General features: G+C 70.6%; 13 protein-coding genes. 5 read left to right on the forward strand and 8 right to left on the reverse strand.

Going from position 1 to position 13,965, the window contains the following annotated elements; genetic code table 11:
- Positions 1 to 186 precede the first annotated feature (186 nt).
- The 4 genes from fxsA to ACFWU3_RS26960 all read right to left on the reverse strand — a co-directional run bounded on the left by fxsA (position 187) and on the right by ACFWU3_RS26960 (position 4,263).
- Entirely contained in the window at positions 187 to 774 is a 588-nt protein-coding gene (gene fxsA, locus ACFWU3_RS26945; protein WP_384442711.1) for an FxsA family membrane protein, read from the reverse strand.
- Positions 775 to 866: 92 nt separating this feature from the next.
- Positions 867 to 1,658 carry a polyprenol monophosphomannose synthase gene (locus tag ACFWU3_RS26950; RefSeq protein WP_384442714.1) on the reverse strand — a complete coding sequence of 264 codons (792 nt, stop codon included), beginning with the start codon at positions 1,656 to 1,658 and terminating at the stop codon, positions 867 to 869.
- A 514-nt stretch (positions 1,659 to 2,172) separates the two neighbouring features.
- Positions 2,173 to 3,813 (reverse strand): amidohydrolase, encoded by a 1,641-nt coding sequence (locus tag ACFWU3_RS26955; protein WP_384442717.1) that lies wholly within the window; start codon positions 3,811 to 3,813, stop codon positions 2,173 to 2,175.
- Positions 3,814 to 3,822: 9 nt separating this feature from the next.
- Positions 3,823 to 4,263, reverse strand: coding sequence for an Lrp/AsnC family transcriptional regulator (locus ACFWU3_RS26960; protein WP_313947529.1), 441 nt, complete (start codon positions 4,261 to 4,263; stop codon positions 3,823 to 3,825).
- 203 nt (positions 4,264 to 4,466) lie between these two features.
- Between ACFWU3_RS26960 and ACFWU3_RS26965 the strand changes: the two genes are divergently transcribed.
- Together ACFWU3_RS26965 and ACFWU3_RS26970 are read left to right on the forward strand one after the other, a co-directional pair.
- The gene (locus ACFWU3_RS26965; RefSeq protein WP_384442720.1) at positions 4,467 to 4,874 is read left to right on the forward strand and encodes a hypothetical protein; all 408 of its coding nucleotides are present in this window, start codon (positions 4,467 to 4,469) and stop codon (positions 4,872 to 4,874) included.
- A 362-nt stretch (positions 4,875 to 5,236) separates the two neighbouring features.
- On the forward strand, positions 5,237 to 5,533 hold the full coding sequence (locus tag ACFWU3_RS26970) for a hypothetical protein (protein WP_384442723.1): 297 nt from the start codon (positions 5,237 to 5,239) through the stop codon (positions 5,531 to 5,533).
- A gap of 59 nt (positions 5,534 to 5,592) precedes the next feature.
- On the opposite strand, the gene ACFWU3_RS26975 is transcribed toward ACFWU3_RS26970, so the two are convergent.
- Positions 5,593 to 6,765 carry an acyl-CoA dehydrogenase family protein gene (locus tag ACFWU3_RS26975; RefSeq protein WP_384442726.1) on the reverse strand — a complete coding sequence of 391 codons (1,173 nt, stop codon included), beginning with the start codon at positions 6,763 to 6,765 and terminating at the stop codon, positions 5,593 to 5,595.
- 339 nt (positions 6,766 to 7,104) lie between these two features.
- On the opposite strand from ACFWU3_RS26975, the gene ACFWU3_RS26980 reads away from it, so the two are divergent.
- A complete protein-coding gene (locus ACFWU3_RS26980; protein ID WP_384442729.1) occupies positions 7,105 to 8,370 on the forward strand; it encodes a glycoside hydrolase family 18 protein in 1,266 nt (421 codons plus the stop codon).
- A 125-nt stretch (positions 8,371 to 8,495) separates the two neighbouring features.
- Here ACFWU3_RS26980 and ACFWU3_RS26985 read toward each other — a convergent pair whose 3' ends face one another.
- The 3 genes from ACFWU3_RS26985 to ACFWU3_RS26995 form a co-directional block, all read right to left on the reverse strand.
- The gene (locus tag ACFWU3_RS26985) at positions 8,496 to 9,164 is read right to left on the reverse strand and encodes a TetR/AcrR family transcriptional regulator (protein ID WP_384442732.1); all 669 of its coding nucleotides are present in this window, start codon (positions 9,162 to 9,164) and stop codon (positions 8,496 to 8,498) included.
- A 60-nt stretch (positions 9,165 to 9,224) separates the two neighbouring features.
- Positions 9,225 to 9,368, reverse strand: coding sequence for an SCO1431 family membrane protein (locus ACFWU3_RS26990; protein WP_313947523.1), 144 nt, complete (start codon positions 9,366 to 9,368; stop codon positions 9,225 to 9,227).
- 120 nt (positions 9,369 to 9,488) lie between these two features.
- Positions 9,489 to 10,877, reverse strand: coding sequence for a peptidase C39 family protein (locus tag ACFWU3_RS26995; protein ID WP_384442735.1), 1,389 nt, complete (start codon positions 10,875 to 10,877; stop codon positions 9,489 to 9,491).
- A gap of 175 nt (positions 10,878 to 11,052) precedes the next feature.
- Between ACFWU3_RS26995 and ACFWU3_RS27000 the strand changes: the two genes are divergently transcribed.
- Together ACFWU3_RS27000 and ACFWU3_RS27005 are read left to right on the forward strand one after the other, a co-directional pair.
- Entirely contained in the window at positions 11,053 to 11,685 is a 633-nt protein-coding gene (locus ACFWU3_RS27000) for a uridine kinase (RefSeq protein WP_384442738.1), read from the forward strand.
- Positions 11,686 to 12,071: 386 nt separating this feature from the next.
- Positions 12,072 to 13,964, forward strand: coding sequence for an AAA family ATPase (locus ACFWU3_RS27005; protein ID WP_384442741.1), 1,893 nt, complete (start codon positions 12,072 to 12,074; stop codon positions 13,962 to 13,964).
- The last annotated feature ends 1 nt before the right edge of the window (position 13,965 follow it).

Raw genomic sequence — 13,965 nt, forward strand, 5'->3', positions numbered from 1 at the left:
GACCTGGTGAGACGGCCCGCGGCTCTGCTGTGTCCGGGGTGCGGGTCCGGCGTCCGAGCTAAGGGCTGCGGGGTCCAGAGGGCGACGCCTCAGGTCCGGAACGGGTGTGCGTCCCGGACAGGTGCGCGCCGGGCCGCACGCTCAGGAGCCTGAGGACCGGCCCGATCGCCGCACATCGGGCGCCGCTCAGGGCGTGAGCGGCGGCCTCGGGCCCGGGTCACCCTCGCCCTGGTGTCCGCCCGCCGGATGCCCCGCGTCCTGACGGATGACCTCACCCTGCACGACCTTGCCGTCGGGGCGGTGAATACGGGCCTGCTGGAAGGCGTCTCCCAGGCTGCCGGGTCCCGCCGCCCGCATACGGCGGTCGAGGGACCGCTCGGCGCGGCGCCCGAGGTACGCACGGACGGGCGGCACCAGCAGGGCCAGGCCCACCACGTCGGAGATCAGGCCGGGCAGCATGATCAGCAGTCCGCCGAGCATCACGAAGCCGTTGCCGGTGCTGCCGCTCTCCGGGGGCGGCGCCTGGCCGCTCTGTTGCCTCTGCACGGTCTCGGTGAGATTGCGGAAGGCCCGTCGGCCGGCGCGCTTCACGACGGCGCCGCCGACGATGCCGGCGCCGATCAGCAGGGCGAGCACGGTCAGCCCCCCGGCCGCCCCGGCGACCAGGGTCAGCAGCCAGATCTCGAGCACCAGCCAGACGGCGACGGCGAGGGGAATCAGGTTGCGGGCGCGTGAGCGCTTGGGGGCTGTCGGGGGCATTGAGCCGGTCGTCATGCTCCCAGTGTGCCTGGGCGTCCGCCGGAGTGGCGTAAGCGGGTGATCAAGAAGATCGCGGTCCGGACCGGAGGGTCGTCAGCCCGTCGCCGCTACGAGGATTTGCGGCCGAGGAGGCGATTCGCCCGGTCGCCGACACCCCATGCGGTGACGCGCCACAGGGCCTCGACGACGATGTCGCGGTTCATCTTGGAGTCGCCCAGCTCCCGCTCGACGAACGTGATCGGCACCTCGACCACGTGATAGCCCTCGGCCACCGCGCGGCGGGCCAGATCGACCTGGAAGCAGTAGCCCTGGGAGGCGACCTCGCCGAGTCCGAGACCCTTCAGCGTCTCGGCCCTGAAGGCGCGGAAGCCGCCCGTGACGTCGCGGATCGGGACGCCGAGGAGCAGGCGGGAGTAGGTGCTGCCGCCGCGGGACAGGAACTCTCGGTACTTGGGCCAGTTGACCACCCGGCCGCCGGGAACCCAGCGCGAACCGAGCACCAGGTCGGCGCCCTTCAGAGCGGTCAGCAGCCGGGGCAGTTCCTCGGGCTGGTGCGAGCCGTCGGCGTCCATCTCGATCAGTACGCCGTAGCCGTGCTCCATGCCCCAGGCGAAGCCGGCGAGGTAGGCGGCGCCGAGGCCTTCCTTGCCCTTGCGATGCAGGACGTGCACCTGCTCGTCGTGGCCCGAGAGTTCGTCCGCGATCTTGCCGGTGCCGTCGGGGCTGTTGTCATCGGCGACGAGGATGTCCGCGTCGGGCACGGCCTCGCGCACCCGGGAGACGATCGTCTTGATGTTCTCGGCCTCGTTGTAGGTCGGGATGATCACCAAGGATCTGCCGAGCGGTTCGTACCGCCTCCCCTGGGCTTCGCCTTGGGTAGACCCAGCGCCGTCGTTCACTACTGCCCCTTAATGTCCGTGCACAGAGCCCCACCATAGCGATCGCGCGGCGGGAGGCTGCGGCGGCACGGACCTGGGGTGTCGTGTGCCGTGCGGCGGGGGAGGCAGGGGTGCGGATCAGGGCCCGGCGTCCTTCGGGCCGACCTGGGACCCGCTGGCTGCGGGTCGACCGAGAGCCGTTGTCTACTGAACGCCGGGCCCTACCCGGGTCGCACCTGCCGGCCGGCTGAAACCTTCCCTCGCCCCCGAGGCGCGGGCGCTGGACCTGGCTCCCAGTGGCAGTGCACCGGTGCGGTGCTCTGCCCCATGGCCCAGCGGCGTTCGACGACTGGGGGGAAGTTCTCCGGTCGGACGTCCTGTGGTGGACTCGGCCGAACCTACCGGCCGGTGGGCGCTCCGTGTCAACAGTCGGGCGATCTGCGCGATTTGCCCAATTCCCCAGGTGGGAGACGAAGATCCGCAGGTCGTGGCCGAACCTCGAAAGCACCGGTCGGCGGTACGAAATGTCCGGACGTCACTCTTTCGGCCGCTCAAAGATCGTTTGTCCGGATACCACCGTTCGCAGGCAGACCGGCAGCTCGGTGCCGGGGGTGAGGTCGGGCAGGCCGGGGGTGCCGGAACGCGGGTCCGTCGACCACCGGGCGACCCGGTCGTCGGGCGCCTGGACGATCAGTTCGTCGGTGTGCCACAGGGCGTAGTCGGCCGGCGCCCCGGGCACCAGGACGCCCGCGTCGTCGCGACCCACGGCCCGCCAGCCGCCCCGGGTATGGGCGGTGAAAGCGGCCCGTACGGACACCCGGTGCTCGGCGGTGCGGTGGAAGGCCGCGGCGCGGATGGTGCCCCAGGGGTCGAGCGGCGTGACGGGGGCGTCGGAGCCGAGAGCGAGCGGGACGCCGGCGCGCAGCAGGGCGGCGTACGGATTGAGGGTGCGCGCCCGCTCCACACCGAGTCGCTCGGCGTACATGCCCTCGTCGCCGCCCCAGGCCGCGTCGAAGGCGGGCTGCACGGAGGCGGTGAGGCCGAACTCGGCGAAGGCGGCGATGGTTTCGGGGGTCAACATCTCGGCGTGCTCGACGCGGTGCCTGGCGGCGCGGACGCGGGCGAGGCCGAGCGTGTCGGCGACGGCCCGGATGCCGTCCACGACGGTGGAGAGAGCGGCGTCGCCGATGGCGTGGAAGCCGGCCTGGAGCCCGGCCTCGGTGCAGGCGGCGACATGGGCGGCGACGGCCGCGGTGTCGAGATGCGCGGTTCCGGTGTGGGCGGCGTCGGCGTAGGGGGTGTGGAGGCAGGCGGTGTGGGAGCCGAGAGAGCCGTCGACGAACAGATCACCCGCGGCCCCGGCCGCTCCGAGCTCCCTGACGCGCAGGGCGTCCTTCTCGTCGGCCACGCGCTCCGCCCAGTAGCCGACGACGCGTGGAACGTCTCCGCCGCGCGCGAGTGCGAGCAGACCGGTGAAGTCGTCCTCGTCCGAGATGTCGGGCCCCGCGCACTCGTGCACCGTGCCGATGCCGAGGGACGCGGCGTGCTCGAGCGCGGCCCGCTGGACCGCCTCGCGCTGGGCGGGAGCGACGGCGGCGTGCGCGGCTGCCCGCACCGCGTGGTGGGCGGCGCCGGTGAGCGGCTCGCCCGGGTGGTAGCCGGACAGACCGGTCACCGAGGGGACGAGGTCGAGCAGCGCCGTGGTGACCACGGCGGAGTGGACGTCGATACGCGGCAGATAGAGCGGGCGGCCGCCGGCCGCCTCGTCGAGTTCGGCGCGGGAGGGGTGACGCCGTTCGGGCCAGCGGGTGCTGTCCCAGCCGTGGCCGAGGAGGACGGCGGCGCCGGGGTGCGCCGCACTGTGCTCGCGTACGAGACGAAGGGCGTCGGCCAGGGTGGCCGCGCCGGAGAGATCGAGCCCGGTGAGCGCGAGGCCGGTGGCCGTGGTGTGCACATGGGCGTCGGTGAACGCCGGAGTGACGAGGGCCCCTTCGAGGTCGACGATCTCGTCGACCCCGTCGGCGAAGCCGTCGGCCGCCCCCTCGGAGCCCACCCAGGCGATGTGGCCTCGTTCGACGACCATCGCGGTGGCGAAGGGGTCGGCGGGGCTGTGGACTTCTCCGCCGCGCAGCAGGACGGTGCGGTCTTCGGCGCGGGGGGCGGTGCTCTCGGTCATGGGACCAGCCTAGATACGCGGCGGGCGTGCCTCGTACGGGGTCGACAGGACGACCGTGGTGCGGGTGGAGACCCCGGAGAGGGTACGGATGCGGGCGAGCAGGTGCTCGAGGTCGTGCGGGGTGGAGACACGCACCTTGAGGATGTAGTTCTCGTCGCCGGCCACGCTGTGGCATGCCTCGATCTCGGGTACGTCCGCGAGCCGTTCGGCGATGTCGTCGGGGGCGCTGGGGTCGAACGGTTTGACCGAGATGAACGCGGTGATCGGGAGCCCGACCGACTCGGGGTCGACGACCGCCGCGTATCCGCGGATGACGCCGCGCTGTTCGAGACGGCGGACGCGCTGGTGCACCGCCGATGTGGACAGGCCGGTGGCCTTGCCCAGGTCGGTGTAGCTCATCCGCCCGTCCTTGACGAGCAACTCCACGATCTGACGATCCAGCTCCTCCATGCGGATCAACCTAATTGCCCAGGTGGCTTCCGGCACAGCCGAAAGTGGCGTGGGAGGGCACCTGCGGGGGGCATGTGACGAACACCACAGTCCCGGCGGCGCCTCCGCCGTGACCGCACGGTTACCTGCCGGGCGCGTGGGGAAGTGCTTGCTGTGGTCGAGGCCGCACGTGCCTGGTCGGCCCACCCGAGGGGGAGATCTCCATGCAGAGTGTCAAGAACACCGGCCGTACCGAACCGGAGCCCGTTGATCCGGCTGAGCCCGCCGAGATGGACGAGCTGGACGCGTACGACACCTACGAGATGTACCGGGTCATCTGCCCGGACTGCGTGCAGCCGATCGCACTGCTGGCCGACGAGGACGTCCTTCCGGAGCACGCGCTGTGCCCGACTCCGTGGAACCCGTTCGGTCTCACCGTGTGCACCGGCACCGGCCGGCCCGCCTCGCAGGCGAGCGCCGCGGACGAGTCGCTGGAGGTCCAGGAGCAGGACACGGCACTGCTGTTGACGCTGCCTCAGGGTCTGGACTGGCGGATGCAGCCCTTCTCGCACGTCGGCGGCCCGGGCTCGCGTCCGGTGCGGATGCCGGCGATACGCAGCCACCGCGTCTGACGCCAAGTCCCGGCAGGCTTCGCCCTGTCGAGGCACGAGATTCCCGGCAGAAGCCGTAACGCGCAGCCCAGGACGGGCAGTTCGGGCTGCGCACTGCCGCACGGCGGGGTCCCGTCGGCCGCACTGCCGGCCTCCGGGGCTCGCACCGCGGCGGGAAGACCTGAACTCCCTTCCCGCGCACGCACGTTGCCATGTCCGCGCTCCGCATCTCCCGGACCCGTGGTGAATCAGTGGCGGAAACACGGCACTTGACGGGTTCGGGCCGGTGCGCTCCGCCCGTCCGCTCCCCGCCCGCGTGCTTACGTGGGACCACCCGCGAGCCGCTTCGGGCGCGGCCCGCAACCGGTGGAGGGAGCCGGCGGATGACGCACAGACGGACGGCCACGGTGCTCGGTGCGCTCGCGACGGCGGCGGCGCTGACGCTCGCGATTGCGAACTCCGCCTACGCGGCCCAGGGCACGCTGATCATCAACCGGGTCGCCTACGAGAATCCGAGCGGGTGTTACCCGGTCACCTGGTTCCCGTCCTCGATCACCAACAGGACCAACGCGACGGCCACGGTGTGGACCGGCGCCGACTGCCGGGGGACCATCGACGCGATCGTGTACCCCGGCCGGACCCACTACACGGAGATGGCCCACAGCGTCTCCATCCGCTGACGCAGGGCGGGGACCGACGCAGCCGCGGCCCGCCCGGGGCGGGCCGCGGCGCGGTCGGTTCAGCGGGTCTCGGGACCGGCCAGGTGGCGCGCGATGACCATGCGCTGGATCTGGTTGGTGCCCTCGACGATCTGCAGGACCTTGGCCTCGCGCATATAGCGCTCGACGGGGAAGTCCAGGGTGTAGCCGTAGCCGCCCAGCACCTGCACGGCGTCGGTCGTCACGCTCATCGCCGTGTCCGTGCAGAAGAGCTTCGCCATGGCCGCCTCGCGGGAGAACGGACGTCCCGCGTCCCGCAACCTGGCAGCCGCCAGGTAGAGGGAACGCCCCGCCTCGATCCGGGTGGCCATGTCGGCCAGCATGAAGCGCAGGCCCTGGAAGTCGGCGATGGGCCGGCCGAACTGGAGACGGCCGGTGGCGTACGAGACGGCCTCGTCGAGCGCGGCCTGCGCGACACCGATGGCGCACGCGGCGATGCCGAGGCGGCCGGAGTCCAGCGCCGAGAGCGCGATCGCGAAGCCCTGCCCTTCGTCGCCGATGCGGCGGGCGTCGGAGACCCGGACGCCGTCGAAGTTGATCTGGGCCGTGGGCGACCCCTTCATGCCCATCTTCTTCTCGGGCGCGGCCGCGTTCAGGCCCTCGGCGTCGCCGGGCACCAGGAAGGCCGTGATGCCGCGGGCGCCCTCCCCGCCGGTGCGGGCGAGCACGGTGCAGAAATCGGCGATCCCGCCGTGGGTGATCCATGCCTTCGTGCCGGTGATCACCCAGTCGTCACCGTCGCGGACGGCCTTGGTGCGCAGGGAGGCGGCGTCCGAGCCCGACGAGGGCTCCGACAGGCAGTAGGCGCCGAGCAGTCCGCCGCCGAGCATGGCGGTCAGGTGGTCGCTCTGCTGCTGCTTGCTGCCGTATCCGGCCAGTGCGTGGCAGGAGAGGGAGTGGACGCTGACGCCGAGGCCCACGGTGAGCCGTGCGGCGGCGAGTTCCTCCAGGACCTGGAGGTAGACCTCGTACGGCTGGTCCCCGCCGCCGTACTCGCTGTCATAGGGAAGGCCGAGCAGACCTGCCTCGGACAGGAGGGTGAAGAGCTCGCGGGGGAAATGTCCCGCCTCCTCCTCCTCGGCCGCCCGTGGAGCGATCTCCCGCTCGATGATGTCGCGCACCAGGGCGATGAGATCCCTGGACTCCTCGGTGGGCAGTTGACGGTCCACCGGCTGCGGGGCGCGGTCGGGCATTGCGGCGCTCTCCTCCCTGTCGGGCGATGCGGCGGTCGCGCGCGAAGGGTGTGTGCGCGCCGCCGGGTCTTCCTGCCAGGCCGATGCTGCCTTTCCGGGTCACGGATGGGGCTGGACGGCGGCTGTGGCGGGTTGAGTATGCCCGATCAGCGGGCTTCCGTCACGGGTGGAGCCGTCCGGCCCGGCCCCCGCTCCCCTGCACGGGAACTTGGTCCGAACCATTGACCCAATGGTCTAGTCCTTCTACCGTTCCTGCAACGCGTACCGCGTTCATGTCAAAAGAGTCAGACGGCCGACAGCACTCCCCCCACGTGTTCGCCTCCCCCACGAGGAGACCAGATGTCAGGTCCACACCGTCCCCGTGCCCGCCTGAGGGCACTGATCGCCGCCGCCTGTACCGCCGCGCTCGGCGCGACCCTGCTGACGGGGGCCCACGCCGCCGCCGCGGGCGGGAGCGCCCCGCAGGAGAAGACGTCGACGACGGCCGCCGCCCCGGCCGCCGCCGGCAGCAAGGTGATCGGGTACTTCACCGAATGGGGCGTCTACGACCGCAACTACCACGTCAAGAACATCCAGACGTCCGGGTCGGCCGCCAAGCTGACCCATATCAACTACGCCTTCGGCAACGTCCAGGGCGGCAAGTGCACCGTCGGCGACGCCTTCGCCGACTACGAGAAGTCCTACACCGCGGCCCAGAGCGTGGACGGCGTCGCCGACACCTGGGACCAGCCGCTGCGCGGCAGCTTCAACCAGCTGCGCAAGCTCAAGAAGCTGCACCCGAATCTGAAGATCCTCTGGTCCTTCGGCGGCTGGACCTGGTCCGGCGGCTTCGGACAGGCCGCCGCGAACCCGGCAGCCTTCGCCGACTCCTGCTACAAGCTCGTCGAGGACCCCCGCTGGGCCGATGTCTTCGACGGCATCGACATCGACTGGGAGTACCCCAACTCCTGCGGGCTCTCGTGCGACACCAGCGGGCGCGAGTCCTTCAAGAACCTGATGTCGGCGCTGCGCGCCAAGTTCGGCGGGTCGAACCTGGTGACCGCCGCCATCACCGCGGACGCCTCGTCGGGCGGCAAGATCGACGCGGCAAACTACGCGGGAGCCGCGCAGTACGTCGACTGGTACAACCCGATGACGTACGACTTCTTCGGCGCCTGGGCCGCGCAGGGCCCGACGGCGCCGCACTCGCCGCTCACGTCCTACACCGGCATCCCGCAGCAGGGCTTCAACAGCGACGCGGCGATCCAGAAGCTGAAGTCCCTCGGCGTCCCCGCCTCCAAGCTGCTGCTCGGCATCGGCTTCTACGGACGCGGCTGGACCGGCGTGACCCAGAAGGCGCCCGGCGGCACGGCGACGGGACCCGCGCCGGGCAAGTACGAGGCGGGTATCGACGACTACAAGGAGCTGAAGGCCAAGTGCCCGGCCAACGGGACCGTCGCCGGCACCGCGTACGCGCACTGCGGCAATCAGTGGTGGAGCTACGACACCCCCGCCACCATCACCGGCAAGATGAACTACAAGAACCAGCAGGGCCTGGGAGGCACCTTCTTCTGGGAGCTCAGCGGTGACACCGCGAACGGTGAGCTGATCAAGGCCATCAGCTGAGGGCTGTCCCGTAGGCCGAGAAGAACAGCGGGGCGGGGAGCCGGTCGGGCTCCCCGCCCCGCTGTCATGTTCCGGACGCACCCGGTCGGGCCCCGGAACCGCGCGTCAGGCCCGTACGCGCCGGGTCATGCCTGGACCGCGGTGTCCTGCGGATACGGCGGCGGCACGTGTTCGCGCGGCGGCTGCGGGCACTTCGGCTCGAACTCCTCGATGGTGCCGAGGGTGGCCCGGAGCTGGCGCATCAGCAGAGCGCAGACGAGCTCCCGCTCCAGTTCCTGGTGCGAGAGCCAGTCGAGCGTGATCTGCTCGACGCTGCTGAGCCAACCGAGCAGCGCCAGCCGGGCGATCATGGGAATGTCCCGCCTGCCGTACGCACCCTCGGCGATGGTGGCGATCAGTTCCTCGCGCACCGCCCCGCGTATGGACTGCACCTCGGTGTCGAACCCGACGCCGCCGGTGACGATGGTGCGGAAGGCGGCCTCGTGGTGCTGGGCGTAGCGCAGATAGCCCTCGACGGTGCGCTGCACCCGCTGGGCGCGCGGCAGTTCGGTGGCGCTCGCCGCGCCGGAGACGAGATCGGCCACCGAATCCTCGATGATCGCGAGGTAGTAGCCGCGTTTGCTCTTGAAGTAGTAGTAGATCAAACCCTTGGCGACACCGGCGTGTTTCGCGATGTCGTCCATCGACAGCGCGTCGTAGGACGTGTCGGCGAACAACTTCCGCCCGGTTGCGATGAGTTCAACGCGGCGTACCTGGGATCGTTCGGTCGCACCGCGTTGTTGACTATTATTCAAATTGCGCCCTAGTCTCCAACTGCCACAGGATTCCCGCAGTATGGCAGACCTGCGCAGCGGCTAGATCAGGCCGATCTGCGTCACGAGCATGGCGAACACGACGACGAGGGTCCAGCCGAGAATGTGCTCGAGGAGGTTCGAGTCCTCGTCGGGGCCGCCGGTACGGGTCCGGACGCGGTCTGCGGTGGTCGCGGAAGAAGTCATGGGGCTCTCGCTCGGTCGGCTGACAGGTGTGCGTCCCCCCGGTGACCCGACCACAGTGCCAAAGACCGGGGCCCCGACGGTAGAGACGTACGTCACTGCCCCCGGGGCCCGGTCCGCTCCTCAGTGGATGCCGAAGGCCTCCAGAGCCTTGCGCTGAGCGGCCGTCGGGCGCTCCGGCCAGTACAGGTAGCAGACGCCTCCTGTGCCGGAGGACACGTTCCCGCTCGCGTTGTACCGCTTGGTCCGCAGCCAGATGTTCTCGAACTCGCGGCGGCGGTAGACCCTGCGTACGGCCGCGTTCCCCGGCGACGCGGGGTCGTTCGCGATCACATCGCCCGCGGCTGTGAACCCGATCACGGTCATCAGATGGCCGGCGGTGCCGTAGCCCGCACCCGTCAGCTCCTCCTTGAGGAACGACTGCGACGTTATGGCCGGGATGCCCGCGCGTACGAGCGTCTCCAGGTCGGCGAGCGAGGACAGCCGGGTGACGACCGCGTTCATCTCCGGGTAGGTCGCCGCGTACGCGGCGTTGAACGGCCAGTTCCCGCAGCCGTTGTACTGGTGGTCGAAGGTGAAGCGGGCCGCGTGGCAGACCTGCGGGTCATCGAAGGCCGGGTTGACCCAGGCGAGGTCCGCCGGGGACGGCTTCCGGCCCCAGTACTCGATGATCATCTGCGAGGAGGTGGGGCTGCACCAGGCTTCGCCGCCGTTGTCGTACTCGGGGTACTGGCCGACGTGCGTGTTCTGCGAGTAGCGCGGCACGGCCAGCTCGCGCGCGAGCTTCGGGGTGGAGGCCGGGACGGTGAACCGGTCGGGAACATCCGAGGCCATCGCGCCGAGCCGCCGGACCGTGGGCGTCAGGCCGCTGCCGGGCTTGCGGTGGAGCCTGAGCCGCAACTGGTAGGTCGCGAGGCGCAGACCGCTCGCGGCGTTGTCGATCGAGAAGGTGTCGGTCCAGATGGACGCCTTGCCGTCGGTCTGGCCGTCGACCGAGGTCCGCCGGATGTCGCCGTCGCCCGCCGCCCATCGGCCCATCACGAACCAGGGACTGACGGTGCCGTCGGAGTAGTGGCCGCGCAGGTCGACCTGGATCCACGTGCCGGCGGGTGTGTGTGCGTTCCAGGAGGCGACGAGCTCCGTCGCCGGCACCCGGGCACGATGGACCGGGGAGGTCCAGGTGGCGTAGTCCCAGGCGGCGGTCTTCCCGGTGTGCGGGTCGGTGTAGTCGACGCGGCCGACGGGTGCGGCGATCACGACTCCGGGACGGCTGCCGGCGACCGCCCTGGTGCCGGCGGTCGTGCCGCCGCGCCAGTCGGTATACGTCGCCCAGAACCGGTTGTCGACGAACGGAATCGTTCCTGCACCTTTCCGAGCCGCAATTCCGGGCACGCCACCATCTCGCGCCCGGGGTGCGGTGGCCGCGACGGCCGACGAGGACAGGAGGCCCGCTCCCGCCGCTGCGGCGATCGCGGCTCCGAGCACGGTTCTACGGGAAGTGGCTCTGGCCATGGGACTCCCAAGTCGGTGCCTGCAGTGGGCCCACTATTACGGGTCCCTGCCAAGTTCTGCCAGCATCCCGGCATCGCGTCGCGCACCAATATTGGTCTTGTCCTTTGGGAGTTCCGCGGACCGATGCATAGGGAGTGACCTGCGGCATTCCAGCCGGCCCTCGTAGGGTGGCCGAATGGACGATCTCGAACAGCTGACGCCGGCCCTGCGGGCGCTGCCGCCTTCCTGCGGGCCGGTGCGGCTGATCGCCGTGGACGGCCACGCCGGATCGGGCAAGAGCACCTTCGCCGCACGGCTCGCGGAAGCCCTCGGGGGCGGAGTGCCGGTGCTGCATCTCGACGATCTGGCCAGCCACGAGGAGTTCTTCGACTGGACGGACCGGATGCTCGGCCAGGTCGTCGCCCCGCTCTCACGGGGTGAGGAGGCGCTCTACGAGCCGTACGACTGGGTCGAGCGGCGCTTCAGCTCGGCGCGGACGCTCGAACCGGCACCCGTGGTGCTGGTCGAGGGCGTGGGCGCCGGCCGGCGGGCACTGCGCCCTCATCTGGCATGGCTGTTCTGGATGGACAAGGACTCCGACAGCTCCTGGCGGCGGGGCCGTCTGCGGGACGGGGATGCGCTTTCGGCCTTCTGGGACGACTGGACGATGGCGGAGACTCGCCATTTCCTGACCGACCCCTCGTATTCATTCGCGAATTCCCTGGTACGCGAGTGTTCCGAGGGATACGAGGTACTGCCGAGGCCTTCTGCGACAGCACGATTGAACGGAATCATCACAGAGGGTCACCGGATTTCACCCCCATACTGAGCAGTCGGAAATCCGCCTCAAGAGTGCTCCAACTCTTCTTGACCGACGGGGCGTACAGGTCTTACGTTCTCAATGTGCGGCTTTCCGGAGTCGCCGCAGACGCGAAGCCCCCGGTTGTTCCCCCGTGATCGGGGGCTTCGTTCTGCCTTCTCCCCCACTTCACCGGCGCGACAGCCCACCTTCGCTCACCCTGGGTCACCGCCAATGGATCATTTGTGGTGCCCTTAGGCGCAACCCCTCTGCGCAGGTACGATGCACCTCGGTGGGGTCAATTCCCGTCCACGGCAAGGCGGTTCAGTGCATTGCCCACGGTCGCCCTCCCGGCGCCGGGGGTCCGGGGGCTCCCCCCGGAAAACACAGCACAGGTGCACTTTGTGGGGGACCTGATGGACATCGGCACTCAGGGCGCACCGGCCCCGGCCGACCTCGCCTGGGTGCGCGGCGTGGACGCCTACACCATGGGGGCATACCCCCAGGCGGAGGAGGAGTTCCGCAGCGCCGTGCGGCTCGACCCCGGGATGGCGGACGGCTGGCTCGGGCTGCATGCGCTGCGCGTCGACACGACGACCGCGTTGCTGCGCATGTACCGCAATCGCGAACGCTTCGGCGAGCAGCGCGCGCGGCACCGCCGCACGCTCAACTCCTGGTACTGGCTGGGCTGGTGGGTCCAGCCCGTGCTGGAGAGCCCCCGCGATCTCCTGCTGGCGCACGCCTCCCACTGGCTCGACGGCCGTCATGTGCCCGAGCTCGACCGGGCGCTCGCCGGACTGCCGCCGGTCGACGCCGATCCGCAGGTCCGGTTTCTGCACGCCTGCCGCGCCTATCTGGTCAAGGACTGGGAACAGCTCGTGCGCCACACCGAGCCGCTGGTCAACGATCAGGTGCTGGGCATCGAGGCGGGGCTCTTCGGCGGCATGGCCCGGGTGCGTCTGGAGATGTACGGACAGGCCGAGCCGCTGCTGTCGGCCGCGCTGATGCGCTGCCGCAGCGAGCAGCCGCAGCGCAAGGAGCTGCGGTACTGGCTGGCGCGCGCCCACGAGGGCACCGGGCGCAGCGCGGCCGCACTGCCGCTGTACCGGGCGGTGCACCGTATCGACCCGGCGTTCATGGACACCTCGGCCCGGCTCGCCGCGATCGCCGAGTACGACGGGATGGACGGCTTCGACGACTCGGCCGGGCTCGCCGTCTCCCTCGCCGGCTACGGGCAGGACGCGGTGGACGCGCAGGCCGAGGGCGAGGGCTCGCCGGCCGCCGACGCCCGTATCGGCGTCGATCCACAGACCCAGCTCCCCGGCTCGGTGCCCGCCGCTCCGCCCGAGACCATCCGTCACCGGGCGGCGGCGCCCGCCCAGCCGGCGCCCCCGCTCTTCCCGGCCGGCCCCACCGACCCGGACCTGCTCGCCGACGCTCTCGCCGAGCTGGACCGGATGGTGGGACTGGAACCGGTGAAGCGGCAGGTCAACGCCTTGTCGGCACAGCTGAGGATGGCGAGACTGCGGGCCGGCCAGGGTCTGCCCGTACAGCCGCCGAAGCGCCACTTCGTCTTCTCCGGCCCCTCCGGGACCGGCAAGACCACCGTGGCCCGCATCCTCGGCCGGGTCTTCTACGCGCTGGGGCTGCTCGGCGGCGACCATCTGGTGGAGGCCCAACGGTCCGATCTGGTGGGCGAGTTCCTCGGCCAGACCGCGGTGAAGGCCAACGAACTGATCGACTCGGCGCTCGGCGGTGTGCTGTTCGTGGACGAGGCGTACAGCTTGTCCAACTCCGGTTACAGCAAGGGCGATGCTTACGGCGACGAGGCTCTTCAGGTGCTGCTGAAGCGGGCCGAGGACAACCGCGACCATCTCGTGGTCATCCTGGCCGGCTATCCCGAGGGCATGGACCGGCTGCTCGCCACGAATCCCGGGCTGTCGTCCCGCTTCACCACCCGCGTCGACTTCCCCTCGTACCGACCGCTGGAGCTGACGGCGATCGGGCAGGTGCTGGCCGCCGACAACGGCGACATGTGGGACGAGGAGGCCGTCGACGAGCTGCGGTCCATCAGCGGCCATGTGGTCGACCAGAGCTGGATCGACGAGCTGGGCAACGGACGCTTTCTGCGCACCCTGTACGAGAAGAGCTGCGCGTACCGCGATCTGCGGCTGTCCGGTTACCCCGGCACGCCGACCCGCGAGGATCTGGCCACCTTGCGGCTGCCCGATCTCATGCAGGCGTACGGCGAGGTCCTGTCGGGCCGCGGTCCGCGGGACCGCGGCCCTCAGGAGCCTCCGCCGGTCTGAG

This window comes from Streptomyces sp. NPDC058685, assembly GCF_042714725.1.
Lineage (GTDB): Bacteria > Actinomycetota > Actinomycetes > Streptomycetales > Streptomycetaceae > Streptomyces.